We start from the raw sequence: 26,546 nt of genomic DNA on the forward strand, positions 1-26,546 counted from the left end.
CATTGCGGCATCAAACTTGCCGAATCGATGATGCTGGAATGGCGGGAAGCAACATGACCGAACTCCGCAACGTTGAAGCCGATCTGGCCCAGTTCCGCAACCGGGTGGTGGTGGCTGGGCTGGGGGTGCTGTTTGCTTTTGGGCTGGTGGCAGCTCGCATGTACTACCTGCAGGTGCAGCAGCACGACCGATTGCTGGCCCAAGCCGAGAGCAACCGCACGGCTGTGTTGCCGGTGGTGCCGAACCGCGGCGAGATTCTGGACCGTCACGGGCGCGTGTTGGCCACCAGCTTTTCTGCCTACACGCTGGAAATCAACCCCTCCCGGGTTGGCGACGTGGACGCCACCATCGAAGCCCTGTCAGAAATTCTCGAGATTCCACCGCGGGATGTGCGCCGGTTCCGCCAGTTGCGTGCCGAGTCACGCCGTTTCGACTCCCTGCCCATTCGCACCCGCCTCACCGACGAGGAAGTGGCCCGTTTCACGGCCCAGCGCTACCGGTTCCCCGGGGTTGACGTGCGCGCCCGGCTGATCCGCCACTACCCGAATGGCGAGGTGGCCAGCCACGTGATCGGCTACATCGGGCGCATCAACCAGCGTGAGAAGGAGCTGATCGAAGAATGGCCCGAGGAGGAACAGGCCAACTACCGGGGCACCGAGCACATCGGCAAGCTCGGCATTGAGCAGACCTACGAGAAGGAACTGCACGGCATCACCGGCTTCGAGCGGGTGGAGACATCGGCGGGTGGTCGGGCCGTGCGCCTGCTGGCCAACACCCCCGCCACGCCAGGCTCCAACCTGCGCCTGTCCATCGACATTCAACTGCAGAAGCTGATCGAGGACATGTTCGGTGAGCGGCGTGGCGCCCTGGTGGCGCTCGATCCGCGCAACGGGGAGGTGCTTGCCTTCGTGAGCAAGCCTACGTTCGATCCCAACCTGTTTGTTGAAGGCATCGATGTCGAGAGCTGGCGTGCCCTCAACGAATCGATCGAGAAGCCTTTGCTCAACCGCGCGCTTCGCGGCACCTACCCCCCGGGCTCCACCTACAAGCCGTTCATGTCGCTGGCGGCGCTCGAAACCGGTACGCGCTCGGCGAACACTCTGGTCAATGATCCGGGGTTCTGGATGTTCGGCAACCACCGCTTTCGCAGCTATGGCAACCACGCCCTGGGCATGGTGGACATGCACCGGAGCATCGTGAAGTCCAGCAACACCTACTACTACTCGCTGGCCAACGAAATGGGCGTGGACGCCATGCACGATTTCATGAAACCGCTGGGTTTCGGGCAGATCACCGGCATCGATCTGCGCGGTGAGTTGCGTGGCGTGCTGCCAAGCCAGGAATGGAAACGCAACGCTTACAAGCGGGCCGACCAGCAGCGCTGGTACCCCGGCGAGACCATTTCGCTGGGCATTGGCCAGGGCTACAACAGCTTCACCATGCTGCAACTGGCCCACGCCATGACCACCCTGGCCGGAGGCGGCATGCGCCACACACCACGCCTGACCCTGGCCATCGAAGATGCGGTCACCCGCACCGCCCACCCACCCGAGGTGGCCCCTTCCGTGGACCTGGGATTCAAGCCCGATAACGTCCAGATCATTTTGAAGGCCATGCAGGGGGTCACCACCGAAGGCACTTCGACCCGGGTGTTTGCCGGGGCCGGCTACAACAGCGGCGGCAAAACCGGCACGGCGCAAGCGGTCACCATCGGTCAGAAAGACCGCTACGACGCCAAGAAGCTGGAAGAGCATCAGCGCGATCACTCGCTCTACATCGCTTTTGCACCCGTGGAGGCGCCGCGCGTGGCGCTGGCGGTGGTGGTGGAGAACTCGGGCTTCGGGGCAGCCCACGCCGCACCGATCGCAAGGCGCGTGTTCGATTACCTGCTGCTGGACCAGTACCCCAACGCCCAGGACCTGGCCGCGGTACAGCGGGGCGAGGCCAGCGCCCCCATCGGCACGCCGCTCAAGGCGAGCGCGTTGCCGTGGCCACCGGAGCCCCTGTCTTCACCCGCCACGGCCCCCTAGGCGCCTGGGGGAAGCGGCCCACCGGCCACCAATTTTCTTAGCGGTTGAAACCGTCGCGGGCCTCGTCCGACATGGGCGCGCACGCCTGATGCTCCATTAGATGTACTTATAAAAATACAAGTTCAGATGTGTCACGGCTAAAATTAGGGTTAACCCTAGGTCAACACATCATGAATACCCTCTTCCCTGCCCTCGTCGCAGTCCTCTCCCGCACGGCGCTCGCCGTCCGCAACCTGTTTCAACCCGCAGCGCAAGGCGCCAGCGCCGGCCTTGAGGCCTACCTCAGCACGGCCACTTCCCTGCATCAGCTGGAAGACATGCAGCGCCGCTGGGACCGCGACCACCGTGGGAACCACAGCTTCGGCACTTACTGATTGGAGCACCCCATGTTCAAACTGATTCGATCCTTCTTCCAGACCCCCAGGTTCATTGCCGGCGTGCGCGTCAACCGCTTCTACCGCGGCAGCATTGACCGCGTGGACGGACGCGTGCTGGCCCACACCGCCGACGGCGTGCTCGTGGAATGGCCCCGTTTCGGCACCGGCTGGGAAAGCCCGCAGACGCTCTGCCAGCAGGTGTAACCCCCGGGGTCACCTCATCCACCCGTCGTAGGTGGTCTTGAGGATGAGTGCGCTGACCACCACAATGAACACGCTGCGCACAAAGCCGCTGCCGTGTTTGAGGGCCAGCCGGGTGCCGACCAGGCTGCCCGCCACGTTGGCCACGGCCATCACCACCACAAAGTGCCACCAAACATGGCCTTTCCAGGCAAACAGCATCAGCGCTGCCAGATTGGATGTGGTGTTAAGCAGCTTGGCGCTGGCACTGGCGTGCAGGAAGTCGTAGCCGAGCCAGCGCACGAACAGGAACACGAAGAAACTGCCAGTGCCCGGGCCAAAGAAGCCGTCGTAAAACCCGATGGTGACGCCGAGCACGCTGGCAGCGAGGGCCTCGCGCGGGCCTTCAAAGCGGGGCAAGTGGTGGCGACCTAGGTCCTTGCGGGCCAGGGTGTAGGCCAGCACGCCCAGCAGCACCAGCGGCAGCACGCGGCGCAAAAAGTCCGGTGATATCTGGGTCACGGTCCAGGCGCCGACCATGGAGCCCGCAAAACACACGCCGGCGGCTGGCAGCAAGGCCCGCCAGGGCAACGCCACACGGCGGGCGAACTGCAGCGTGGCCGCCGCTGTGCCCCAGATGGACGCCCCCTTGTTGACGCCGAACAGCGTGGCCGGGTGGGTGTTGGGAAAAACAGCAAAAAGCGCCGGCACCAGGATCAGGCCGCCTCCTCCAACGATCGAGTCCACAAAACCGGCCAGAAGAGAAGCGAGGGTGACGAGCAGCAAATCCATCGGGGGATTGTCGCCTTGGGCGGAGGGGCTCCGAGCCGACCATGCAGGTCATGCAAAAGGCGCACACCTGCGCAGAGCAAAAAAAAGCCAACCCCGAAGGGTTGGCTGTTGATCTCTGGCATCTCTGGGGACGCTGAAACAGGTTGTTCTGGTTGGACTGGGTTGTCTCCTCGGTCCCCCGCGGTCACCAGCGCAGTGCGCTGTTTGCGAGTGCATGCACTGTATCTGCTCGCACCAGCGCTGTGCATTCGGGCTTTCCCTCGGTCGGGACAACCCTTGGCACAGGAAATGCACTGGCCTGTCTGTCGTTGGCTGAGGTAACAAAATGCACCAAAACCGCTGGTTCCCCGTGGGCGTAGCGAGCGCGCCCGCCTTTCTGATGTCCCCCAATCTGTGGGCACAAACGGCCCCAGCCGAGGCTGCACCGCTGACTGCACCAGGGCTGGTGGCCACCGGTGCGCTGCAGGGCGCCGACACCGCATGGCTGATGGTGAGCACCGCGCTGGTGCTGCTCATGACCCTGCCAGGGATCGCCCTGTTCTACGGCGGCATGGTGCGCCGCTTCAACGTCATCAACACCATGGCCAGCGTGGTCGGCATTGCAGCGGTGGTGAGCCTGTTGTGGTTTGCGCTGGCCTACTCGCTGGCCTTCACGCCGGGCTACGGTGGTCTGAGCGGCTTCTTGGGCGGCGTGGAGCGCATGGGCTTTTCGGGGCTGGACTACCTGGGCAGCACGGGTCAGGTGGCAGTGAGTCATATTGCCCAGCACCTGCCCGAATCGGTGTTTGCCATGTTCCAACTCACGTTTGCCATCATCACCTGCGCGCTGGTGGTGGGTGCCCTGGTGGAGCGCATGCACTTCGGTGCGCTGCTGCTGTTTGCCAGCCTGTGGCTGGTGCTGGTGTACGCACCGGTGGCGCATTGGGTGTGGGAACCGGGCGGCTGGCTGGCCCAGCTGGGCGCGCTGGACTTTGCCGGTGGCGCGGTGGTGCACATCAACGCAGGCGCCGCAGCGCTGGTCTGTGCCTACGCCTTGGGACCACGCGAAGGCTACGGCCGAGAACCCTTCATTCCGTACAACCTGGGCATGACCATGGCCGGTACCGGCCTGCTGTGGGTGGGCTGGTTCGGCTTCAACGGCGGCTCCGCACTCGCGGCAGACGGCCGGGCCGGCCTGGCCATTGTGGTGACACACATCGCTGCAGCAGCTGGTGCCGTTTCATGGATGGCAGCGGAATGGCTCGCGCGCAAGCGCGCCTCGCTGCTGGGCCTGTGTTCCGGCGTGGTGGCGGGGCTGGTGGCGATCACGCCAGCGGCGGGCTTTGTCACGCTGCGCGGCGCGCTGGTCATTGGCCTGGTGGCGGGCGCGGCCTGCTACTGGGGCGCCACCGTGCTCAAGCGCAAGCTGCGTGCCGACGATTCGCTCGATGTGTTCGGTGTGCACGGCGTGGGTGGCCTGGTGGGTGCGCTGCTCACGGGTTTGCTGGCCGACCCCGCGATCTCTGGCGTGGAAGCCAGCATGCTGGCCCAGGTTGTTGCCTGCGTGGCGGTGCTGGCCTACAGCCTGGTGATGACGGCGCTGGTGCTGTGGATCACCTCGCGTGTCACGCGTCTGCGGGTGCGCGAAGTGGAAGAACGCACCGGACTGGACCTGGCGTTGCACAACGAAAGCCTGAATTGACCCCCCTGCGCGCCTGCGGCGCCTCCCCCCTCAATGGGGGGACGCACCCAGAGGACTGGCAGAGCCAGATCCTCGGCTGCCCTGGATGGGCGGAATGGCATGCGACCCGTCCTTGACGATGCTTGAATGAAGAGGTTGTCATGAGCACCACGAACGATCTGTTTGCCATTGCGGCGCATCTGCATGTGGTCTTGCGCCGCAAGACCGGCCGGGTGACGGACACCGAGTGGATGGCGACCAACGCGGAGTACGCCGCCGCCATGGTCGCGTACGCACGCGCACAGGCGGCGAGCGAAGGGCACACCGAACTGCTGCCACTGGCCGACAAGCTCGAGGCGCTGATTCCTTCAATGAGCACGGTGCCCCGCAAGCCACTGCTGCAGGCGGCGGCCGACAAGCTGCGCAGCGGACAGACCGCACCTGCCTCCGCCCCGATTGCAGCGCCCGCCCCTTCGCGTCGCAGCGGCTTCGCCGACTCGGTCCCCGCCAGCGGCTTCCTGGAATCGACGCTTTCGTCGGTGTTTGGCTCCGCGAAAAAACCGGAAGACGACGAGCCGGGTTTGCGCTACGTGGGCGGAATTCGATAAATCCATACAAAGCAGCCTCAACCCGGCCGCCTTGGCAGCAAGTCATCCGGAGGCGATGACTTGTACCAGTGACACCGAGGAACCGGCTTCGCCGGGCCTCAGGTGTCGCCCCCCTTCAGGGGGGTGGCGCCGAAGGCGACGCGGGGGGTGCTGTCAAGATCCACCGCGCCGCCTTCTCCGCAATCATCAACGTGGGGCTGTTGGTGTTGCCGCTGGTGATGGTGGGCATCACGCCCGCGTCCACCACGCGCAGGCCAGCCACGCCGCGCACGCGCAGGCGGCTGTCGACCACGGCCATGCCGTCGTCAGCGCGGCCCATGCGGGTGGTGCCCACCGGGTGGAAGATGGTGCTGGCAATGTCGCCGGCCAGGCGGGCGAGTTCTTCGTCGGTCTGGAATTGCACGCCGGGCTTGAATTCTTCCGGTTTGTACCTCGCCAGCGCGGGCTGGGCGACGATGCGCCGCGTCACGCGCAGGCTCTCGGCAGCGACGTGTCGGTCTTCGTCGGTGCTGAGGTAACACGGGGCGATGGCGGGGGCGTCGGCCGCGCGCGCCGTCTTGATGCGCACATGGCCCCGGCTGGTGGGGTTGAGGTTGCACACGCTGGCGGTGAAGGCCGGGAAAGCGTGCAGCGGTTCTCCGAAGGCTTCCAGGCTGAGCGGCTGCACGTGGTATTCCAGGTTCGGCCACGGCTGCGAAGGATCGCTGCGGGTGAAGGCGCCGAGCTGGCTGGGCGCCATGCTCATGGGGCCGCTGCGCTTGAGCACGTATTCCAGGCCGATGCTGGCCTTGCCCCAGATGGAGCTGGTCAGGGCATTGAGCGTTTTGGCGCCGGTGACCTTGTAGACCGAGCGGATCTGCAGGTGGTCTTGCAGGTTCTCGCCCACGCCCAGCAGGTTGTGTTGCACCGGCACGCCAATCTGGTTCAGCAGCGCGGCCGGGCCGATGCCGGAGAGCTGCAGGATCTGTGGCGAACCAATGGCGCCGGCACTGAGCACCACTTCGCGGCTGGCCTGCGCCTGCACGGTCTGGCCGCCGCGCAGCACTTCGGCGCCGGTGCATCGCAGTTGGCCACTGGCGTCGCGCGTCAGGGTCAGCTTCTGTACGTGCGTTTCGGTCCACACCGTGAGGTTGGGCCGGTGCTGCACAGGTCGCAAAAAGGCCTTCGACGCGTTCCAGCGCCAGCCGGCTTTCTGGTTCACTTCGAAGTAGCCCACGCCTTCGTTGTTGCCGGTATTGAAGTCGGTGGTGGCCGGTATGCCGGCTTCTTGCGCGGCCTGGGCGAAGGCGTCGAGCACGTCCCAGCGCAGGCGCTGTTTCTCTACCCGCCATTCACCGCCGCCGCCCTGGCGGCGGTTGCCGTGCAGGGCGGCGAAGGCCGGGTCGGCCGCAGCGTCGAGCCGGTAATGGTCTTCGTGCGCCTTGAAGTCTTTCAGGCAGCTGTCCCAGCGCCAGTCGTCGTCACCTGTGAGGCTGGCCCACTGGTCGTAGTCGCGCGACTGGCCGCGCATGTAGATCATGCCGTTGATGCTCGAACAGCCGCCCAGCGTTTTGCCGCGCGGGTAGCGCAGCTTGCGGCCGTTGAGGCCGGCGTCGGCTTCGGTCTGGTAGAGCCAGTCTGTGCGCGGGTTGCCGATGCAGTACAGGTAGCCCACCGGAATGTGGATCCAGTGGTAGTCGTCCTTGCGGCCGGCTTCGATCAACAGCACGCGCCGCTTCGGGTCTGTGCTGAGGCGGTTGGCGAGCAGGCAGCCGGCGGTACCGGCGCCGATGACGATGTAATCAAAGGTGGTGTGGCTCATGGGCTGTTTTTCTGGGGATTCAGGCGGGAGGAAGTTCGTCGTCGGGCAGGCTGTAGTCGCCGCGCTGGTAGGCCGCCATCACCGCTTCGGCGTCGGCCACACGGCGTGCGGGCACCAGCACGCGCACCTGGATGGCGCCGGCCAGCAGGCTGTGCGTCTGCACCAGGTGGGCATCGGCCACCACGGCGGGCACGCCGCCGGCCTGCAGGCAGCCGCGCAGCAGGTAGGCCTCTGTGGGATTGAAGAACGTGGCCAGCGTCTGCCAGTCGCCGTCTTCAGGGTCGTAGGGGCTGTCGCCGTGCATGGTGGTGGGCCCGGCCGATCAACGCGGCGCACGCGTGGCCCGGCGGTGGGGCAGCGTATTTGCTGAGCTGATGGTGGGCGGGTGGGGCATGGAGCGCAGTCTGCCGCGTTGGCGCGCAGAAATCCAATGAAATCGGCTGAACAGGGGTATAAGCACGGCAAATAACGCTTCACGCTTTTTGCCGACCTGCCATGCCGCCCAAGACATCCCCCCTGCCCCCCGTGGACCCGCAAACCCTGCGTGCCTTTGCCGCCGTGGCGCGCGAAGGCAGCGTGTCACGCGCCGCGCTGCGGCTGCACCTGAGCCAGCCAGCGGTGAGCCTGCAGCTCAAATCACTGGCGCAGGCCACGGGGCTGCAGCTGTTCACGCGTACGCCGCAGGGCATGGTGCTCACGGCCGACGGTGCCGCCCTGCTGCCCGTGGCCGAAAAGGCGCTGACCGCGCTGGGCGACTTCGGCCAGGCCGCCGCCGGCCTACACCACACGGTGCGCGGCACGCTGCGCATCGGCACCATCCTGGACCCGGAGTTCACCCGCCTGGGCGCGTTCCTGAAACAGCTGGTGGCACAGAACCCCCAGGTGGGCACCGAGCTTCGCCAGGGCATGAGCGGCGACGTGCTGGCGCTGGTGGAACGCGGCGACCTGGACGTGGGCTTTTTCCTGAACCTGCCCGATGACCCACCCGAACCCCGCTACCGCCTGCGCCCGCTCACCCGCTTCACCTACCGCGTGCTGGCCCCCGCCGGCTGGGGGCCGCAGGTGGTGGGCAAAGACTGGAAAGCCCTTGCCGCCCTGCCCTGGCTGGCCACACCTGCGGCCAGCGCCCACCACCGGCTGCAGCGCCGCGTGTTCGGCCCGGGTTCGCTCACTGGCCTCTCACCGCACCGCGTGGCGCTGGTGGATCAGGAAGCGTCCATGTTGGATCTGGTGAAAAGCGGCGTGGGCCTGAGCCTGGTGCGCGACGCCATTGCCATGCGCGAGGCCCAGGCGCGCGGGCTGGTGATTGCGGACCAGGTGTCGCTGGCTTGTGAGCTGAGTTTTGTGTGTTTGGCCGAGCGGGCGGGGGAGCCGGTGATTGAGGCGGCTTGGGGGGCGCTGGATGCGGTTTGGGGGTGAGGCGGGCGTTCAGGTGAGCTGTGTCAAATCCAGCAGGCAAACAATGCAACTCAGCCTGATACGCGGCGCCCGGCCGCCGAGACTCTCCGGTACAACGAGAAGCGGATCAAGATATCCCTTGGCTCTCTCAGCCTCATCGAATACCGAGAGAGTCTTGGACTTACGGCATAAACCAGTCCAAGTATTTGTCCGCACCCGGTGAGTCAATATTCAATCGGCGCCAACACAGGTTCCACATGAAAGCCTTTCGTCACAGCTTTGAGTCGCAGCATTCCACGCAGACCCTTGCAGAGGGGTTGGCCGAGTACTGTTCACTCAATCCTTTGCTGAAGCGCGAGGACCAGTTTCTGTCGCCGCTGGCCCGACAATTCTTCCGCTCACATGACATCGTGCACGTTTTGTACGGATGCGGCACTTCTATGCCAGACGAAGCGGTCGTCAAGCTCTGCAGCCTGTTTGGAACCACTGGGGGAATTCAGATCCTTCGTGGCTACACGCATCACGAGTCCTTGGACATCTACCGAAGTCTGCCCGTTGCAGACACGCTGCTCGCGTTGATTTCGGCACCGTACCTCATTGCTCGCACGCTATGGCGTTGCAGCCGTCAGCATCAACGCTGGCCGTGGGCTGAGAACGAGCAGTTCATGAACACCTCGCTGTTCGAATTGAGGGCAAAGTTCGGCATCCAGGTGGCGCATGGGAAACACAGCAACACGTAGCCCTTCGCAGGCACCCACCCACCAGGCGACCTTGTGCAGGCAGGCTAACCCTGCGGCAGATCCTCATGAATGCAGAGGTAATTCCCCTCCGTGTCCTTGAACCAGGCCGCCTTCTCGGCCCCCAGCACGCAGACGTGGTTCACCGTCTTCAGACCTGGGAAATCGTAGTCCTCGAACATCACCCCCGTGTGTTTCAAGGCTTCAATGCTGGCGGCAATGTCTTCCACCCGGAAGCTGATCGCCGTGTGGTCGGCCTTGGTTCCTTCCGGCTTGGGAAACAGGGCAAGCGTGCTGCCACCTACCGTGTAGATGAACTTTCCATCAGGCCTGAACCCACTGGGCTTCAGGCCCAGACAGCCCTCGTAGAAGGCACGGGCACGGTCCATGTCCTTGACCGGCAACATCGTTGTGACAGATGCATTGGACAACATACGCAGTCCTTTCTCTCAATCCGGTCCTGTCCCGGCCACCAGACCACCGGTTCGCCGTCCGCCGGAACTCAAGCTTATGCCTCTCGGTGCTGTAGCGCCAGTGCAGAGGCGGGAAGCAGGACAACAATTTCGCAGAAGCGCGAATTTCAGGAATCAACGAATCGGCCATGCTCGATATGCTGAAAACGGCGTGGGCATAAGCCTGGAGCGCGACGCCATTGCCACGCGCGAGGCACAGACAGGCGCGCGGGCTGGTGACTGCGGATCAGGTGTCGCTGGCTTGTGAGCTGAGTTTCGTGTGTCTGAGCGAGCGCGCGGGGGGACCGGTGATTGAAGCGGTTTGGGGTGCGTTGGATGCGGTTTGGGAGTGAGAGACTGCTTGTGTGCCTCGTATCGACCGAGGCTGTGTGAAAACGCGCGTGAGGTTCTTGACTTGCAGGCATGCTCAAAAATCGACCGCTCAGATCGGCCTACAACGCACGATCTCGATGCAGAGAAGGGTTGAGGTACCCCCGAAAAACTCAGCTATCGACGTTTCCACACAGCCTCGACCCGGAGAAGTCACTCAACATATTCCGCATACCGGTCCCTCCCTGAGCCACAGGTATTGCTGAAGCGCCAGAGAGGCGAGAGGCTGTGAAGTTCGTGGTTTACTGCTAACTCAAGTCGCACACTCGAGATTTTTTATGAATACGCCGCATCAAGTTTCTCTCGCGCAAGAGGGGCACCACGCTTCTGGGAGGCGCTTCGCTATCGCACTCGTATCTTGGATCTTGGCTGCGCCAGGAATCCTTTTGTTGGCCATGGCCGCAGGCTCAAGTCTAGTCGGAGGCAACTCCTCCGCCATAAACCTTCTGTCGCTTGCTTCTCTTGTTGCGTGGACTTCGCTTGCTGTGATGACACTCCGCTGGTTGCAGGATCGCCGATGTGGTTGGCTGTGGCCGTTGCTTGGCACTGCCGTAGGTGCACCCTTGGCGGTCGTTTCCGCTCCCATGTTCATCTACCTACCAGCCGTGCCACTTGCCACCTATCTGGTGTTCTGGCATCTAAAGCCGCATCGCAGCAACAAGAATGCCGCCCTCATTGAACGTCCGGCTCCGCGCTGAGCATTGACTGCTTCTGGCCGATCGCCGTCGCAAGACCCTGCAAAAGGCATCCTTTGAGCAAGTACCAGAGCCCTGGCTCCGCCCGCTCGGTGGCAGCCAGTTACAAAGGGCTCGGAAGCCCGGCCTAGAATGCTCGTTTCAACTGAAGAGCCACACATGACCACCGAAAAGAAACAAACTGCCTTCAACCGTGCCCTCACTCCCAGCCCCGCGCTGGCCGCTGTGATCGGTGCCACGCCTCAGCCCCGCACCGAAGTGGTGAAGCTGATGTGGGAATACATCAAGGCCAACAACCTGCAGAACCCGCAGAACAAGCGCAACATCCTGGCGGATGCCAAGCTCAAGGCCGTCTTCGGCAAAGACGAAGTCACCATGTTCGAAATGACCGGGCTGGTGGGCAAGCACCTGAGCTGACCTGTCCTGAAGCCACGGCGCCCGGCTCTCGCACCCGGCGCCGTGCACCGAGCCCTTGCAGGGCTCATGCGCTCTGTTCTGCCACAGCAGCGCCCACCCCATTCAACGAACCGTTCGTGGCCGAGTTGCGCCCAGCGCTGACCGGTTTGCGAAAGGGTCAGCTGACCACCGCCCCACCCAGGTAAGCCTCCGCCAGCGCTCCGTCCGCCGCAATTTCGGCCGTTGTGCCCTGCGCCACGATGCGCCCGCCTTCCATCACATAGGCCCTGTCTGCCAGGCTCAGCGCCAGCGCGGCCATCTGGTCGACCAGCAGCAGCGTCATGCCTTCCTGGCGCAGGCGATCCAGGGCGGCAAACAGTTCGGCGATGACCTTGGGTGCCAGGCCCAGCGAGGGCTCGTCGAGCAGCAGGATGCGTGGGCGTGACATGAGCGCGCGGGCGATCGCCAGCATTTGCTGTTCACCGCCAGAAAGCAAGCCGGCGCGCTGGTGCAGGCGCTCGCGCAGTCGCGGGAAGCGTTGCAGCTGTTCTTCCACGCGCGCGTCGCGGTCGACCGGCTGCAAGAAGGCGCCCAGGCGGATGTTGTCGAGCACGCTGAGTTCGGGGAACACCTGGCGGCCTTCGGGCACCAGCACCACGCCTTGTGCCACCACCTGTTCGGCCTCCATGTTTTTCAGCTCGCGCCCTTCGAGGTGGATGCCGCCGGTGATGGGCCGGTGCAGGCCGGCCAGGGCTTTCATGAGGGTGGACTTGCCTGCGCCGTTGGCGCCCAGCAAGGCCACCACTTCGCCGCGCCGCACCTGCAGGTCGATGCCGTGCAGCACCGGCTCTGCGCCGTAGCCGGCGACCAGCTGGCCCACGCCGAGCATTTCCAGGCGATCCTGGGTGTTGGTGCTTCTGGGTGCAGTGCCGCCTTCGATCTGCTCACCGAGATACGCCTTCTGCACCGCTTCGTTGGCTTGCACTTCAAGCGGTGTGCCCAACGCCAGCCGCTGACCCGCGTCGAGCACCACCACGTGGTCGCTGATGCCCATGACGAGCGCCATGTCGTGCTCCACCAGCAGCACGGCCACACCGGCATCGGCGATGCGGCGCAGCAGCGCGCCCAGGCGAGTCTTGTCCTCGTGCGAGAGGCCGGCGGCCGGTTCATCGAGCAGCAGGGCGTCGGGGTCGGTGGCCAGTGCGCGGGCCACTTCCACCAGGCGGCGGTCCACGTGCGGCAGGTCGGCCGCCAGAGTGTGGTGGCTGCCGGTGTAGCCGCAGAAGGCCAGCAGTTCGCGTGCATGCTGCAGGCGTGTGGGCGCGGTGCGGCGGGCGGCGCCGAGAAGGCCACCCAGGCGGCCGCGGTTCATGGCCAGCACCACGTTGTCCAACACACTGAGCGAGCCAAACAGCTGCGACGTCTGGTAGGTGCGCGCCACGCCGCTGCGGGCGATCTGCATCGCCGAGCGGCCGGTGAGTGGCTGGGTGCCCAGGGCGAAGGCGCCGGCCGTGGGCAGGTAGAAGCCACCCAACACATTGAGCGCGGTGGACTTGCCCGCGCCATTGGGGCCTATCAGGCTGGTCACAGCGCCGGTGGCCGCAGTGAAATGCAGATCACCCACGGCACGCACGCCGCCGAACTGCATGGTGATGCCCTGGGCCTCCATGGGCTGGCGTGTGCGGGCCGGCAGGTTCAAGGCGGCGGGCGTGGCCACTTCGGCTGCAGGCTTGGGCGGCCACAGGCGATCACGCACGCGCCGCACCAGGCCAGCCACGCCGTCGGGTGCGGCCCACAGCACCACCAGCAGCAACACACCAAAGATCAGCAGGCGGTATTCCTCCATGCCGGAAAGCAGTTCCGGCAGCAGGCCCACGATGAGCGCACCCACCAGCGGCCCGGCCACCGAACCGGCACCACCCAGCATGACCACCAGCACAAACAGGATGGACTGCAAGAACCCGAAGGTGTGCGGTGTGACGAAGCCGGAGAGCGGCGCAAACAGCGCGCCCGCAGCGGCAGCAAACACGGCGGAAATGGCGAAGGCCACGGTCTTGATCACCAGCGGGTTCAGGCCTACGGATTCGGAGGCGGTTTCGGCGTCGCGCACGGCGCGCATGGTCGCGCCCCAGGTGCCGCGTGACAACCAGGTGAAGAGCACCAGCGCTACCCCCACCGTGACAATGGCCAGCAGGGCCACCGCGCGTTCGCCCTGGGCAAAACCCAGCGAAGGCGCGAGCAGCCCCATGATGCCGTTCTGTCCACCGGTGAGGCCGCTGGCTTCCACGATGCCGTGTTCCACGATGAAGCCGAAGGCGATGGTGATCATGGCTAGGTACGGCCCCTTCACCCGCAGCGCCGGCAAGGCCAGCAGCGCACCGGCCAGGCCGCCCAGCAAAGCGGCGACTGGCCAGGCCAGCCAGAAGCTGAAGCCCGCCTTGGTGGTGAGGATGGCCACCGTGTAGGCGCCAATGGCGAAGAAGCCCACGTGGCCGAACGACACCTGCCCGCTCAGGCCCAGCAGCACGTTCAGTCCGATGCCCACCACGGCCAGCAAGGCCACGTTGGCCAGCACGAAGACCCAGTAGCCGTTCACGGTGAGTGCCATGACGGCGCCCACGCCCAGGAGCAGCAGCACGGTGGCGATCTGGCCGGGCGTGCCCAGGCCGAACCATGAGCGGTTGGAGGCGGTGTTCACTGCGCTCATACTTTCTTCACCTCGGCACGGCCGAACAGACCGTTGGGCCGCCAGGCCAGCGCGGCAATCACCAGCGCAAACGTGAGGATCTGCGTGTAGCCCGAGCCCAGCGTGGAGGTGATGAGCGCTTCCACCACGCCAAACAACAGGCCGGCGATCATCACGCCCCAGGCACTGGTGATGCCACCCAGAATGGCGACAGCAAAGGCCTTGAGGCCAAACAGTGTGCCCATGTCGGACGCGACGTTGAACAATGGCGCAATCAACACGCCGGCCACGCCGGCAAACAGGGTGGACAGCGCGAACGCCAGTGCCACGGCGCGGCGGATGGGAATGCCCATCAGGCGCGCGGCAGCACGGTTCTGCACCACCGCCAGCATGGCCGTGCCCCAGCGGGTGCGGCGCGACAGGAGGTGCAACACCGCCGCCAGCGCCAGGCCCACCACCGGAATGACCAGTTGCAAGGGATACACACCCAGATTCACGCCACCCATTTCCAGCGACGACTGCGCCAGTGGCGACGGCAGGCTGCGCGGCTCCTTGCCGTAGGTGAACATGACCACGTTGTCCAGCACCATGCCCAGCGCCACCGTGGCCATGAGCCAGGCGTCAGACCCCCGGTTCACGAACGGCCGCACCGCCAGCACCTCCACAAGCAGGCCGTACAGCGCACACAAGGCGAGCGCCAGCAATACCGCCGCCCAGCCCGGCCAGCCCAAGGTCTGGGCAAACGTGTAGGTGAGCACCGCGCCCAGCATCATGGAACTGCCCTGCGCAAAGTTGACCGTGCCAGAGACGGCGTACGTCACATAAAAACCCAGCGCCATCAGCCCATACATGCTGCCCAGCCCCAGGCCACTGATCAGCGCAGAAATTTCAAACATGGTTCATGTGTCCTGAAGGCGTGCATGCATGGCCTGTGGTTGCCACTTCAACGAAGACAGCCGAGGCAAGAAGGGAAGTTGGTCCAGCACACACCGTGGAACCGGCTTCGCCGGGCCACTGGTGTGCAGCCCCCTCGGGGGGCAGCGACCCGCGCAGCGGCGGAGCGTGGGGGCTCCATCCCAGCGTGGGGGCTCAGTAACTGACAGGGACAATCCGGTTGTCAATGAACTGCGCCCACACATAGTCGCTCGGCCCCACGGCGTCATGCACGCCGGCCTTGAACGGCTGCTCGTAGGTCTTGATCAGACCTTCGTACTTGCCGATCTTGTAGAAGCCCTGACGCACCGCGTCGCCCTGGGTGGAGCCAGCTGCTGCAATGGCCAGTGCGGCCAGGTGCATGCCGTCGTATGCGTTGGCCACACCCACGGCAGGGGTGATGTCTTCCGGTCCCTTGATGGCGGGGTACTTGGCCTTGAGCGCCGCAATCACGCGCTCGCCCACGGGCGACTGTTTGCCGAAGAAGCTGTAGGTCTGCACGAAGTGCACGTCCTTGGCGTTCGGGCCTGCGAGCTCGGTGAAGCGGCCACCGGCCGGGCCCCAGTGCGACACGATCGGCACCTTCCAGCCCATGCGGTCCAGGGACTTCACCACCTGGGCGGAGGGGCCCACGTTACCCACCATGAACAGCGTGTCGGCACCTGCGGCCTTCAGGCGCGTGAGCTGGGGCACCATGTCCACGTCGTTGGCTTCGAATTTTTCCACGCCGACGGGCGTGACACCCTTGGCCTGCATGGCTGCCTTCAGGCCGCGTTCGTTGCTCTCGCCCCAGGGGTTGTTCACCAGGATCAAGCCGGGCTTGGCGGTCTTGAAATTCTTCTGTGCGTAGTCGAGCATGCCGATGTCGACGATCTCGTCCACCGCCGACACGCGGAAGGCGAAGTTGGGCTCGGCCCCGTTCTTGGTGATGCCGGTGCCGGCCGCCCACGGGCCCATGAAGGGCACTTTTTCCTGGTTCATCAGCGGCACAATGGCCATGGACACCGGCGTGTCCAGCCCGCCGAACACCACCGCCACCTTCTCGCGGAAGATGAGTTCGCGCGCGGCCACCACGCCCTTGGCAGGGTTGGCTTCGTCGTCGCGGCGCACCAGTTCGAGCTTGCGCCCGCCCAGCAGGCCGCCCTTGGCGTTGATCTCGTCGATGGCGATGGTGAGGCCGCGGGTGATGGCCTCACCGGCCAGTGCCGACTGGCCCGAGAGTGCCGTGACCAGACCGATCTTGATGGGGTCAGCAGCGAGCGCGTGGCCACTGAAGGCGGCAGACGCGAGCGCGAGGCTGGCGGCCAGCACGGTGCGCCGGGCGGGTAGAAAAGCAAGGTGGGACATGGCAAGGCTCCTGATGCGAGGTTGGACGGAAGACGGGGCAGACCTGTCGCCTGCTGTCTCTGCCGTTTGCAAGTCGCGTGCCAATGTCTACAAACATCGTATTTTTATGTTTTCACTTATGTATATGTATTGTTGACAATCTGGCATATGTCTTGCACACACATGGATCGAGTGCATGCCGCTACCCAATGCGGTGCACACAGCCTCACAACAGTGCATTTTTTGTGGAGAACTCCATGGCCGAACCCTCTGTGACAACGCTCTCGCCCGCTGAAGTGGTCGACGAATTTCTGCGCGTGATCATGATTCCAGACCCGGCCGGCGCGCGCCGCTTTGTGTCGCCCGCGCTGCGCATCCGCTTCACCGGCGGGCGCGCCATGAGCGACCCTTCAGAGTGCGCAGCCTTCAACGCCTCACGCTACCGCTGGGTGAAGAAGCGCATTGAACGCACCGACACCGTGGCCGGCGGCAGCGATGCAGAGACCGTGGTCTACAGCGTGGGCACCCTGCACGGCGAATGGCCAGACGGCACGCCGTTCGAAGGCAACCGCTATGTGGACCGTTACGTGGTGAGCAACGGGCTGATCACACACATGGAGGTGTGGAACGACAGTGCCGAATGGCTGCTGGTGCGCGCTGGCCTAGCCACGCTGTGACGGGAGGCACCGTGACTGCCCAGTACCCCGGCCCCTTGCCCGACCACGGGCGCTTTGACTACCGGCCCATCACGCGCCGGCCCCTCTATCGCTGGCCCAACGGCGCGGGGCTGGCGGTGTACTTGGGCTTCAACATCGAACACTTCGCGTTTGGCGAGGGCATGGGCGCAGGCATCGGCCCCGCATCGCCCCAGCCCGACGTGCTCAACTTCAGCTGGCGCGAATACGGCAACCGCGTGGGCGCCTGGCGCTGCCTGGAGCTGTTCGACCAGCTGGGCCTGCCCACGGCGGCGCTGATCAACACCGCGCTGTACGACCACTGCCCCGAACTGGTGGCCGCCTTCATGGCGCGCGGCGACGAACTGGTGGGCCATGGCCACACCAACGCCGAACGCCAGGGTGTGCTGGACGAAGCGGCGGAACGCGCGCTGCTGGTGCGGTGCCGCGAGCGCATGCAGAGCGAAAGTGGCGCGGAGGTGGGGGGTTGGCTTTCGCCCTGGATTTCAGAGAGCCGCACCACGCCCGACCTGCTGAGCGAGACCGGTTACCGCTACACCCTGAACTGGTGCCACGATGACCAGCCCCTGCGCATGCGCACCCGCAACGGAAGGGGCCTGTGGGCCGTGCCCTACCCCCAGGAGCTCAACGACATTCCCATGATCGTGGCGCGCCAGATGGACGGCAAGGACTTTGCGCAAATGGTCATCGACCACTTTGACGAAATGCTTGATCAGGCGCGCAGCCAGCCGCTGGTGATGGGCGTGGCCCTGCACCCCTACCTGGTGGGCCAGCCCTACCGGCTGCGCCACCTGCGCCGCGCACTGCAACACCTGGCCGCCGCGCGCGACCGGGGCGACATCTGGTTCACCACCCCCGGCGCCATCTGCGACCATGTGGACACGCTCGCACAGACCCACCCCTCCCTGCTCGACTGACATCTGCCTGCCCTCACCCAAGACCTTCCCCATGACCTTCCCCATCAATGACACCGTTGGCGCCTGGGTGCCGCATGGCCGCTTCCAGATCGACCCAACCGCTGCCGGCCCTTTGAGCAGGCTCACCTTCGCCACCAAAGACCTGTTCGATGTGGCCGGCCACCCCACCGGAGGCGGTAACCCCACCTGGCTGGCGACCCACCCGCTGCCCACCGCCCACGCAGCCGTCATTGACACCCTGCTTGGCGCCGGGGCCACGCTCATGGGCAAGGTGCTCACCGACGAGCTCGCCTACAGCCTGCACGGCGAGAACGCTCACTACGGCACACCCGTCAACACACGCTACCCTGACCGGGTGCCCGGCGGTTCGTCCAGCGGCTCGGCTGCAGCGGTAGGTGCCAGGCTGGTGGACCTCGCCCTGGGCACCGACACCGGCGGCTCCACCCGCGTGCCCGCCAGCTACGGCGGCCTGTGGGGCTTGCGCACCACCCACGGCCTGGTGTCGAAGCAGGGTCTGGTGCCGCTGAGCCCGGGCTTTGACACCGCCACCTGGCTGGCGCACAGCTTCGACACCTTCGAGCGCGTGGGCCAGGTGCTGCTGCCTGCCAGCACGTGGGCACCCGCCCGCGTGATGGTGCCCACCGACGCATGGGCACTGGCCGATGCGGAGTTCGCCGAGCCGCTGGCGCGCGTGCGCGATGCGCTGGCGGCCCACCTGGGGGTGGCACCTGAATCTGTGCGCGCTGCGGGCGACACGCCGCTGGACCAATGGCGCCAGACCTACAACACCGCAGGCGCAGACGATGCGTGGCGCGCACACGGCGCGTGGATCACCGAACACCGGCCCGTGTTTGGCGCCGCCATCGATGCGCGCTGGCGCGCGGCCGCCGCCGTCACGCCGGAAGCCGCCGCAGCCGCCTGGCAGCAGGTGGCCCGGATCCGCGAAGCGGTGCGCGCTCTGGTAGGCTCCGACGGTGTCGCTGTGCTGCCCTCGGCCGCCAGCCTCGCACCCCGCCGGGATGCCGACCCCGCCGTGGTCGACGCGGTCCGTCTGCGCACCATGGCCATCACCTGCATCGCCGGGCTGGCCGGTTTGCCGCAGGTCAGCCTGCCGGTGAACACGTTGCAGGGCGACGTGCTCGGGGTGTCGTTGCTGGGACCGGCAGGCAGCGACCTGGCCCTGATCCGACTGGCTGGACAACTGCATGCCGAACTCCGCTAATTCGCCGCTTCGAAAACCCCGCAAGCCCCACACGGCCGCTGCTGCCAAGGCTGCTGCGCCCGCACGCCGCCCTCGCGCAGCCGTGCCGGCGCACCGGTCCGAACCACCCCCCTCACCGGCCGACGACGCCGATGTGGAAACGCGCATCTACCGCGCCGTGTTCGACGGTGTGATGAGCCAGCGGCTGGCGCCCGGCACCAAGCTGCCCGAAGCACCGCTGTGCGAGCTGTTCGGCGTGAGTCGCGCAGTGGTACGCAAGGTGCTGCAGAAGCTGGCGCACGACCACATCGTGCAGCTGCGCCCCAACAAGGGCGCCATGGTGGCGGTGCCCACCCGCGAAGAAACCCAGCAGATCTTTGAGGCACGGCGCGCGCTGGAAGCGGCCATCGTTCGGCTGGTGGCCGAGCGCGCCACACCGGCCAATCTCAAGGCCCTGCGCCAGCAACTGCGCGACGAACACCAGGCCATGCACCGCTTCGACCAGCCCGCCTGGGCCCGGCTGGCCAGTGCCTACCATCTGCGCCTGGCCGAACTCTCGGGCAACCCCATCCTGCAGCGCTACCTGGTGGAAATCGTCTCGCGCTGCTCGCTCATCGTGGCGGTGCACCAGCCGCCGGGCAACGCGGCCTGCGAGCACGATGAACACGAGCGCATCGTGGAATGCATCGAAAAAGGTGACGCCGATGAGGCGGTGCGCCTGATGGACGAGCATCTGCTGGACCTGGAGCGCCACCTGATGCTGGACAAGCCCAGCGCGCAGCAGGATCTGGCCCGGATGCTGGGCCTGGGGTGATGCTGTGGCCCTTTCAGCGCACCCAAACCGCTGATAAGCTTGCATGCAGCATGGCTGCGGAGTGCATCCGAATGACCGAACGGCTCTTTCTTCGCCTCCAGGAAGACCTCACTCAAGGACCTGAATCGGCGGCGCCTGCGGGCACGCTGCGCTCGCTGCCGGTGCCCGCTGCGCTGCGCCAGCAGGTGGCGCACGGCCTGATGTACCGCGAGTCATTTGCCGACGGCGTCGAGGTATTGGAGCGGGTCTTGCCCGATGGCGCGGTGCGTCTGGTGCTCAATCTCGCAACACCACCCTCCGCAACCGGTGAAGCCACCGGCGCCCTGATCATCGGCGCGTCCAGCTCGGCCGCCATGGTTCGGCTCCAGGGTCAGATGCACGGGCTGTCCATCACGCTGCTGCCCGGTGCCACCATGGATCTGTTCGGCCTGCCGGCTGGTGAGTTCACAGGCACCGCGGTCTCGCTCCGAGAGCTGCTGCAGGACGATGCCGCCGCACTGTGTGAGCGCCTGGCCACGGCCTCTGGTGCCGAGGCGCGTGTCGAGGTGCTGTGGTCTCTGCTGCTGCAGCGGCTCCAGAGACGCCCCACCACGGCTTCGGCACAAGTGGCCGAGGCCATCAGGGTGATCACCGCCACAAGTGGCCGCCCGCGCATGCGAGACGTGGCAGACGCCATTGGGGTGGGCGAGCGCCGACTGCAGCAGCTCTTTCACACCCATGTGGGCTTGTCGCCGCGTGCGATGGGGCGGCTTTCACGGCTGCATCATCTCCTGCGCGCCTTGCGCAGGCGTCCTGCGGATGGCTGGGCGGCGCTGGCGGTCGACACCGGCTTTTACGATCAGTCGCACCTGGTCAATGAGTTCCGATCGCTGTGCGGCGTGACACCCACCGAGTTCATCAACCGCACGGTTTCGGGTTCTTCCAAGACGGCGAGCTGAAGGCCCGCTAACGTGGATGCCTTTCACCAGTGAAGGGACCAAGCGATGAACAATGAGCACCAACCGGGTCGTCTGAAGGGACGCGTTGCCGTGGTCACGGGCGCAAGCCGTGGCGCTGGGCGGGGGATCGCCATCGAGCTGGGCGCTGCCGGTGCCACGGTTTATGTGACCGGCCGCAGCACGCGGGAACAGCCCGCACAGTCCTATGGGCAGATCATGTCGCTGTCTGGCCTGGACACCATGCCCGGCACCATCGACGCCACCGCAGAGGCGGTCAGCCGAGAAGGCGGCGTGGGCATTGCCGTGCGATGCGATCACACGCGTGAAGACGAGGTACAGGCCCTGTTCGAGCAGGTGCAACGCGACCATGGAAGACTCGACCTGCTGGTCAACAACGCATGGGGCGGACACGAGTCTTTTGACGGCAAGTTCGAGATGCCGTTCTGGGAGCACCTGTTGTCGCACTGGGATGCCATGATGGACCGCGGCGTGCGCAATCACTTGCTGGCCAGCCGCGCAGCGGCGCCGATGCTGGTGCGCCAGGGCCATGGCCTGATCGTGGCCACCACCTTCTGGGACCGTGACCGCTACCTGCGTGGCAACCTCTATTACGACCTGGCCAAGGCCGCGATCAATCGCCTGGCGTTCGGCGTGGCGCAGGAACTGCGACCGCACGGTGTGGCATCGCTGGCCGTGTCCCCGGGCTGGATGCGAACCGAACTGGTGCTGACCGGCCACCAGACGGACGAGGCGCACTGGCAGGAACGGCCCGCGCTGGCGCGCACCGAGTCACCTCGCTACCTGGGGCGTGCCGTTGCCGCGTTGGCTGCCGATGCGAATGTGATGCAGAAGTCAGGCAGCGTGCTGCGGGTGGCCGATTTGGCGCGCGAGTATGGCTTCACCGATGTCGATGGCCGGGTCGTTGAGGCATTCGAAATCGAGGACAGCCCATAAGCCCGGATCGGACGGCTGAACCCTCTTGCTCAGGCCAGCGCCAACGACTGGCGCACCAGTGTCTCTGCATCCCCATCGCTGACAAAACCGGCGTGCTCGGCCGCGAAGGTGCGCAGTGGGGGAAAACGGCCAAACAGCTGTTCGATGCGCTCATCGGGCGCCCAGCGCACCCGCTCGGCAGCAGGCACCGCATGCACGCGGCCGATGGCTTCGGCCAGCTCGGCCATGCTGAAGCGCAGGGTGGGCAGCAGCAGACTGCGTGAAGGCGGCAGGCGCTTGGCATCCACCACCGCGGCGTGCAGCAGGTTGTGGATCACGTTGGGCAGCGAAGACGCCCAGGTGGTGGCGCCGGGCGAGGTGGGGCAGGTGAACGGGCGGCCATGGGAGAGTTCGCGGATGAAGTCGCTCATGAAGCCCGAAAGCTGGCCGGTGGGTGCGGGCGGGCGCACCAAAATGCCGGGCAGGCGCAGGGACACGCCGTCCAGCCACCCGCGCCGGCTGGCGTGGGCCACAGCGATCTCAGCCATCAGCTTGTGTGCGCCGTACACCATGTGGGGCGCGGCGGGCGTGTCGTCGTTCACCTCGGGTGGCAAGGCCGCACCATAGACGGCGATGGTGCTGGCAAACACCAGGCGAGGCGGCGCGCAGCCGCGCTCGGTCTGGGCGCGGCAATGGTCCAGCAGCGACTGCGTGGCATCCAGGTTGACCACGCGCGCCAGGGTCGGCTGCGCCTCGGCGGTGCCGCCGGGCACGCTGGCCAGGTGAAAGATGCCCTCAAGCGGCGTTGAGAAAGCTGGCGCCCAGGTGTTGGGCTGCGTGAGGTCACCCGGCAGGGGCAGCAGGCGCGGGTCTGTCGGGCTGTCGTCCAGCGCCAGATCCGTGATGGCCAGTTGCGTGAGCGTGCGGCCACCTGGCAGGCCGTGTTCCAGCAGTTGCCGAACCAGCGCGCGGCCCACGAAGCCGTTGGCGCCAGTGACCAGCCAGCGCATCAGCGTGCGCCTGGTGCGGCCACCACGCGTTGATCGATGACGCCGAAGGGGCCTGCCTGCCCATCGTCAAAACAGGCCTGCATGCGCACGCGGTCGCCGAACTTCATGAAGCCGGTGCGGATCTCGCCCACGTCGATCTTTTCGATCACGCGGCGTTCGGCGATACAGGCCGAACCCGCCGCCCGCGACACGTTGCTCACCGTGCCTGAGCCCACGATGGTGCCGGCACTCAGCCGGCGCGTGCGCGCCGCGTGGGCGATGAGCTGACCGAAGTGGAAACTCATCTCGCCACCATGTGGTTCGCCGAAGCGCTCGCCGTTCCACTGCACCTGCAAGCGCATCTGCACCCTGCCGTCGCACCAGGCGCTGCCCAGCTCGTCGGGCGTGATGGCCACGGGCGCGAAAGCCGTGGAAGGCTTGGCCTGCAAAAAGCCGAACCCGGTCTTCATCTCGTGCGGGCCCAGCGCGCGCAGGCTCCAGTCGTTGAGCTGCACCACCAGTCGCACGCAGGCCAGCGCGGCCTCGGGCGACGCGCCCATGGGCACGGGCCCCGTGACCACGCCGAACTCGCCTTCAAAGTCGATACCGTCGGCCTCACTGGGCAAAGGCACGTCGTCGCTCGGCCCCAGAAAGTCGTCGCTGGCACCCTGGTACATCACCGGCACGCTGTCGAACAGCGGAATCGGCGGCGTGTTGAAGGCCTGTTCCATCAGCCGGCCGTGGTTGAGGAAGGCGGAAGCGTCGAGCCACTGCGGGCCGCGGAGCAAAGGGGCCGCGCAGGCGGTGGGGTCGAAGTCGAAGGCGCCGGGCGCGCTGCCGACATTGAGTGATTCGAACAGATCGCACAGCGGCAGGTGGACCTCGTCCCAGCGTTGCAGGGCGTCGATCAGACTGGGTGCGACGGCACCGGCGCGCACGGCGCGATGACCATCGCGCGAGACCAGAACGAGGCAGCCGTCGAGCGTGCCGTCTTTGAGGGTGGCGAATTTCATGGGGAGGTGCCCGGGAATGAGGGAGATGTCAGCGTGCGGCCAGCGCAGCAGCGAGGGACGGTTCGTAAGCACCATCGACCAGCACGAACAGCATGCGGCACGGTTGGCCTGAGCGGTTGGCCCAGGCGTGGTTGCTGCCGCGCTGCACGACCACGCTGCCGGGCTTGAGTTGCACCTCGCTGTCGTCGAGCACCAGCGTCAGTTCACCTTCGATCACGATGCCATAGTCGACCGACTCGGTGCGGTGCATCAGCGGGTGGGGTGAATGGGCTTTCACGGTCGACGCCGCCTCGTCGCCGATCTGGGCGAAGGCATCTTTCATCTTGCCGGCGCCCTGGGCCAGGAACTCGGGGGTGTCGGGCGGGATGTCGACGAAGCGGATGCGTGTGCCCTGCTTGGGCGGGGGCAGCATCAGCGGGCCCAGCGTCGGGTCGGCGGCGTTGTCCACCGGTGCCGGGGCGCCGGTGGTGCTCCAGACCTCGTGGAAGACTGTGCCCGGGATCGCGGTGATCTCGACCACGGTGGGCAGCGGGCCGCTGCTCGCGATGATGGCTTTGCCGTCGGCGTCATGGCCGGTGACGACGCGGTGGATGGGTGGGAGGCTCATGGCGTGTCCGTCTTCAAATCGGTTTTCAGTTCAGTCTTCAAAAATCGCCACCGCGCGCGTCCAGCCGGCCGAGGCGCCGCGAATCTTGTGCGGGAAACAGCTGATGGTGAAACCCGTGGGCGGCAAGGCCTCGAGGTTGTGCAGCTTTTCCAGGTGGCAGTAGCCGATGTCGCGGCCGGCCTTGTGGCCTTCCCAGATCAGCGCCTTGTTGCCGGTCTCGGCCACGCGCTGAGCGGTGTAGGAAAAGGGCGCGTCCCAGCTCCAGGCGTCGGTGCCCGTGAGGCGAACGCCGCGCTCCAGCAGGTACATGGTGGCCTCGTAGCCCATGCCGCAGCCCGCGCCCAGGAAGTCGGGCTGTCCGTAGCGCGAGCCGGCACGGGTGTTGACCACCACAATGTCCAGCGGCTCCAGGGTGTGGCCGATGCGTTGAAGTTCGGCTTCGACATCGGCTGCGGTGGCCACGTAGCCGTCGGGGAAGTGGCGGAAGTCCAGCTTCACACCGGGCTGAAAGCACCACTGCAGCGGCACTTCGTCGATGGTGATCGACGGCCTGCTGCCACCGTTCTTCGCGTCCTGCGTGGAATGGAAGTGCCAGGGCGCGTCGAGGTGGGTGCCGTTGTGCGTGGTCAAGGTCACCCACTCGGCGGCGGCGGCCTCGCCGTCGGGGTAGTCCGCAAGCGTGGTGCCGGGGATCATGGCCATGAACTCGGGCAGCGTGTCGGCGTGCTTCTGGTAGGTGATCTTTGGCGCCAGCGGTGGCGGATCGGAGAGCACGTCGTTCTCCAGATAGATGGAGAGGTCGACAAAACGGCGCTGCGGCTTCATGCGGGCGCCTGCGCAACGGGCGAAGCAGCTGACCCCGGGAGCCGAGACATGCAGAAAACCGCCACGCCACCGATCAGCACCGCCGCCAGACCCAGGCTGCCGTAGCCGGCGGTCTTCACCAAGGTGCCGCCGAGCACCGGGCCGATGGCGGCGCCCACCATGAGCATCGCGGGCGTGGCGGCCATGGCGCGGCCGCTGGGTTCCAGCCGCGCCATCAATCCGAAGGCGAACGTGTGGGTGAAGATCATCACGGCGGCGAACACCGAGGCTGCCGCGGCATAGGCGTAGAAGCTGGGCGCGTTCATGATCGTCGCGGCCAGCAGCGCCTGGATCACCGGGCCGGCCAGCAGCACGCGGCGCGCATGCCAGCGTTTTTCAAGCATCGCCGCCAATCCGGCGGGCAACAGGTTGACCATGCCAAGCACCACCAGAACGCCCGTGATCAGGGTCAGGCTGTAGCCCCGATCGGAGCCGACCCGCTCCAGAAAGCTGAAGGTCATCGACTGCACCAGGGCCATGGCGCTGATGCCCACGATGCCGAACCAGACGGCGCGTGGAATGCGGGTGGCGGGCGTGCCCACCGCCGTGGCCTCGCGCTCGGGCTGCGGAAAGCCGACCGCGCAGACCAGTGAGGCCAGCAGCATCACCGCACCAAAGATGGCGAACAGCATGTAACCACCGGCCGCCTCGATCACTTTGGGTGAAGCACCGAGGAACAGCACCGCGAACACCCCCAGGCCGATGCCGACGATGGCGAATTTCAGGTGCGGGTTGAAACTGCGCGCGATGGTGCCGTGGGTGACGCTCAGCGCGGCCCCGGCGGCCAGGCCACCGACCGCGTGCAGCACCGCCATGGTGGCGTAGTCCTGCGGCTGCGACAGCGCGCCGAAGCAGGCGGCCGCCAGGGCGTAGCCGCCCACCGCCACCCAGCGCCCCTTGACCCGCTGGAACCGCGAGGCCAGAAAAACGCTGGAGACCACCGCGCCGATCAGGAACAGCGTGGCCAGGCCGCCGGCCTGCTGCGGGTCGAGCTGGTAGTGCTGGATCAGGGTGCCGACCCAGACCGGCAGCGCCACCAGGTCGACCATGCCGGCGCAGTGCGCCACGATCAGGGCCACGTGACCCAGCGTGCTTGTGGAGCGTGTGTTCATCG

The 26,546-nt window shown here is 66.1% G+C and carries 26 protein-coding genes; 14 read left to right on the plus strand and 12 right to left on the minus strand.

Translation table 11 applies throughout. The features are described 5' to 3' along the window. Positions 1–53: 53 nt before the first annotated feature. The 3 genes from mrdA (at position 54) to J2W49_RS22680 (ending at position 2,611) form a co-directional block, all read left to right on the plus strand. Positions 54–2,030 (plus strand): penicillin-binding protein 2, encoded by a 1,977-nt coding sequence (mrdA, locus tag J2W49_RS22670; RefSeq protein ID WP_310321496.1) that lies wholly within the window; start codon positions 54–56, stop codon positions 2,028–2,030. A 170-nt stretch (positions 2,031–2,200) separates the two neighbouring features. Continuing rightward, entirely contained in the window at positions 2,201–2,404 is a 204-nt protein-coding gene (locus J2W49_RS22675; protein WP_310321497.1) for a hypothetical protein, read from the plus strand. A 12-nt stretch (positions 2,405–2,416) separates the two neighbouring features. Next, on the plus strand, positions 2,417–2,611 hold the full coding sequence (locus J2W49_RS22680; protein WP_310321498.1) for a hypothetical protein: 195 nt from the start codon (positions 2,417–2,419) through the stop codon (positions 2,609–2,611). A gap of 9 nt (positions 2,612–2,620) precedes the next feature. Here the strand turns inward: J2W49_RS22680 and J2W49_RS22685 are convergent, their stop codons facing one another. Further along, the gene (locus J2W49_RS22685) at positions 2,621–3,379 is read right to left on the minus strand and encodes a TSUP family transporter (protein ID WP_310321499.1); all 759 of its coding nucleotides are present in this window, start codon (positions 3,377–3,379) and stop codon (positions 2,621–2,623) included. A gap of 379 nt (positions 3,380–3,758) precedes the next feature. Between J2W49_RS22685 and J2W49_RS22690 the strand changes: the two genes are divergently transcribed. Both J2W49_RS22690 and J2W49_RS22695 read left to right on the plus strand, forming a co-directional pair. Then, the gene (locus tag J2W49_RS22690; protein WP_310321500.1) at positions 3,759–5,060 is read left to right on the plus strand and encodes an ammonium transporter; all 1,302 of its coding nucleotides are present in this window, start codon (positions 3,759–3,761) and stop codon (positions 5,058–5,060) included. A gap of 140 nt (positions 5,061–5,200) precedes the next feature. Then, positions 5,201–5,647, plus strand: coding sequence for a hypothetical protein (locus J2W49_RS22695; RefSeq protein ID WP_310321607.1), 447 nt, complete (start codon positions 5,201–5,203; stop codon positions 5,645–5,647). Positions 5,648–5,762: 115 nt separating this feature from the next. Here the strand turns inward: J2W49_RS22695 and J2W49_RS22700 are convergent, their stop codons facing one another. Further along, positions 5,763–7,448 carry a GMC family oxidoreductase gene (locus J2W49_RS22700; RefSeq protein WP_310321501.1) on the minus strand — a complete coding sequence of 562 codons (1,686 nt, stop codon included), beginning with the start codon at positions 7,446–7,448 and terminating at the stop codon, positions 5,763–5,765. 19 nt (positions 7,449–7,467) lie between these two features. Beyond that, complete coding sequence (locus tag J2W49_RS22705; protein WP_310321502.1) at positions 7,468–7,752, minus strand: putative signal transducing protein; 285 nt, start codon at positions 7,750–7,752, stop codon at positions 7,468–7,470. Between the two features lie 191 nt (positions 7,753–7,943). Here J2W49_RS22705 and J2W49_RS22710 point away from each other — a divergent pair, with 191 nt between their 5' ends. After that, complete coding sequence (locus tag J2W49_RS22710) at positions 7,944–8,867, plus strand: LysR family transcriptional regulator (protein ID WP_405001070.1); 924 nt, start codon at positions 7,944–7,946, stop codon at positions 8,865–8,867. A gap of 236 nt (positions 8,868–9,103) precedes the next feature. Next, positions 9,104–9,586, plus strand: coding sequence for a hypothetical protein (locus J2W49_RS22715; protein ID WP_310321504.1), 483 nt, complete (start codon positions 9,104–9,106; stop codon positions 9,584–9,586). Between the two features lie 44 nt (positions 9,587–9,630). Here the strand turns inward: J2W49_RS22715 and J2W49_RS22720 are convergent, their stop codons facing one another. Continuing rightward, positions 9,631–10,017 carry a VOC family protein gene (locus tag J2W49_RS22720; protein WP_310321505.1) on the minus strand — a complete coding sequence of 129 codons (387 nt, stop codon included), beginning with the start codon at positions 10,015–10,017 and terminating at the stop codon, positions 9,631–9,633. Positions 10,018–11,279: 1,262 nt separating this feature from the next. Between J2W49_RS22720 and J2W49_RS22725 the strand changes: the two genes are divergently transcribed. Continuing rightward, positions 11,280–11,537, plus strand: a complete 258-nt coding sequence (locus J2W49_RS22725) for an SWIB/MDM2 domain-containing protein (RefSeq protein WP_310321506.1) — start codon at positions 11,280–11,282, stop codon at positions 11,535–11,537. Between the two features lie 157 nt (positions 11,538–11,694). On the opposite strand, the gene J2W49_RS22730 is transcribed toward J2W49_RS22725, so the two are convergent. The 3 genes from J2W49_RS22730 to J2W49_RS22740 all read right to left on the minus strand — a co-directional run bounded on the left by J2W49_RS22730 (position 11,695) and on the right by J2W49_RS22740 (position 16,482). Continuing rightward, positions 11,695–14,223: a branched-chain amino acid ABC transporter ATP-binding protein/permease gene (locus J2W49_RS22730; RefSeq protein WP_405001071.1), complete on the minus strand. Its 2,529-nt coding sequence runs from the start codon at positions 14,221–14,223 to the stop codon at positions 11,695–11,697. Beyond that, positions 14,220–15,098 carry a branched-chain amino acid ABC transporter permease gene (locus tag J2W49_RS22735; protein WP_310321507.1) on the minus strand — a complete coding sequence of 293 codons (879 nt, stop codon included), beginning with the start codon at positions 15,096–15,098 and terminating at the stop codon, positions 14,220–14,222. Before J2W49_RS22735 ends, J2W49_RS22730 begins: the two co-directional genes overlap by 4 nt. A gap of 193 nt (positions 15,099–15,291) precedes the next feature. Continuing rightward, positions 15,292–16,482: an ABC transporter substrate-binding protein gene (locus J2W49_RS22740; protein ID WP_310321508.1), complete on the minus strand. Its 1,191-nt coding sequence runs from the start codon at positions 16,480–16,482 to the stop codon at positions 15,292–15,294. Between the two features lie 236 nt (positions 16,483–16,718). Here J2W49_RS22740 and J2W49_RS22745 point away from each other — a divergent pair, with 236 nt between their 5' ends. The 6 genes from J2W49_RS22745 to J2W49_RS22770 all read left to right on the plus strand — a co-directional run bounded on the left by J2W49_RS22745 (position 16,719) and on the right by J2W49_RS22770 (position 21,980). Further along, positions 16,719–17,138, plus strand: a complete 420-nt coding sequence (locus J2W49_RS22745) for a nuclear transport factor 2 family protein (RefSeq protein ID WP_310321509.1) — start codon at positions 16,719–16,721, stop codon at positions 17,136–17,138. A gap of 11 nt (positions 17,139–17,149) precedes the next feature. Further along, on the plus strand, positions 17,150–18,073 hold the full coding sequence (locus J2W49_RS22750) for a polysaccharide deacetylase family protein (RefSeq protein WP_310321511.1): 924 nt from the start codon (positions 17,150–17,152) through the stop codon (positions 18,071–18,073). A gap of 31 nt (positions 18,074–18,104) precedes the next feature. Next, on the plus strand, positions 18,105–19,295 hold the full coding sequence (locus J2W49_RS22755; RefSeq protein ID WP_310321512.1) for an amidase: 1,191 nt from the start codon (positions 18,105–18,107) through the stop codon (positions 19,293–19,295). Further along, the gene (locus J2W49_RS22760; RefSeq protein ID WP_310321513.1) at positions 19,279–20,088 is read left to right on the plus strand and encodes a GntR family transcriptional regulator; all 810 of its coding nucleotides are present in this window, start codon (positions 19,279–19,281) and stop codon (positions 20,086–20,088) included. The genes J2W49_RS22755 and J2W49_RS22760 overlap by 17 nt, the downstream gene beginning before the upstream one ends. 71 nt (positions 20,089–20,159) lie before the next feature. Further along, a complete protein-coding gene (locus J2W49_RS22765) occupies positions 20,160–21,026 on the plus strand; it encodes an AraC family transcriptional regulator (RefSeq protein WP_310321514.1) in 867 nt (288 codons plus the stop codon). Positions 21,027–21,071: 45 nt separating this feature from the next. Beyond that, positions 21,072–21,980 (plus strand): SDR family oxidoreductase, encoded by a 909-nt coding sequence (locus J2W49_RS22770; RefSeq protein WP_310321516.1) that lies wholly within the window; start codon positions 21,072–21,074, stop codon positions 21,978–21,980. A 29-nt stretch (positions 21,981–22,009) separates the two neighbouring features. Here J2W49_RS22770 and J2W49_RS22775 read toward each other — a convergent pair whose 3' ends face one another. From J2W49_RS22775 to J2W49_RS22795, 5 genes are read right to left on the minus strand one after another with little or no spacing between them, the layout of a single operon-like run. Further along, entirely contained in the window at positions 22,010–22,969 is a 960-nt protein-coding gene (locus J2W49_RS22775; protein ID WP_310321518.1) for an NAD-dependent epimerase/dehydratase family protein, read from the minus strand. Continuing rightward, positions 22,969–23,961 carry a fumarylacetoacetate hydrolase family protein gene (locus J2W49_RS22780; protein WP_310321521.1) on the minus strand — a complete coding sequence of 331 codons (993 nt, stop codon included), beginning with the start codon at positions 23,959–23,961 and terminating at the stop codon, positions 22,969–22,971. The genes J2W49_RS22775 and J2W49_RS22780 overlap by 1 nt, the downstream gene beginning before the upstream one ends. Before the next feature lie 28 nt (positions 23,962–23,989). Beyond that, positions 23,990–24,568 (minus strand): cupin domain-containing protein, encoded by a 579-nt coding sequence (locus J2W49_RS22785; RefSeq protein ID WP_310321523.1) that lies wholly within the window; start codon positions 24,566–24,568, stop codon positions 23,990–23,992. Positions 24,569–24,598: 30 nt separating this feature from the next. Further along, a complete protein-coding gene (locus J2W49_RS22790) occupies positions 24,599–25,393 on the minus strand; it encodes a cyclase family protein (protein WP_310321525.1) in 795 nt (264 codons plus the stop codon). Beyond that, positions 25,390–26,544, minus strand: a complete 1,155-nt coding sequence (locus tag J2W49_RS22795; RefSeq protein ID WP_310321528.1) for an MFS transporter — start codon at positions 26,542–26,544, stop codon at positions 25,390–25,392. The genes J2W49_RS22790 and J2W49_RS22795 overlap by 4 nt, the downstream gene beginning before the upstream one ends. Positions 26,545–26,546 lie beyond the last annotated feature (2 nt).

It is taken from the genome of Hydrogenophaga palleronii, assembly GCF_031457455.1.
Lineage (GTDB): Bacteria > Pseudomonadota > Gammaproteobacteria > Burkholderiales > Burkholderiaceae_C > Hydrogenophaga > Hydrogenophaga palleronii_A.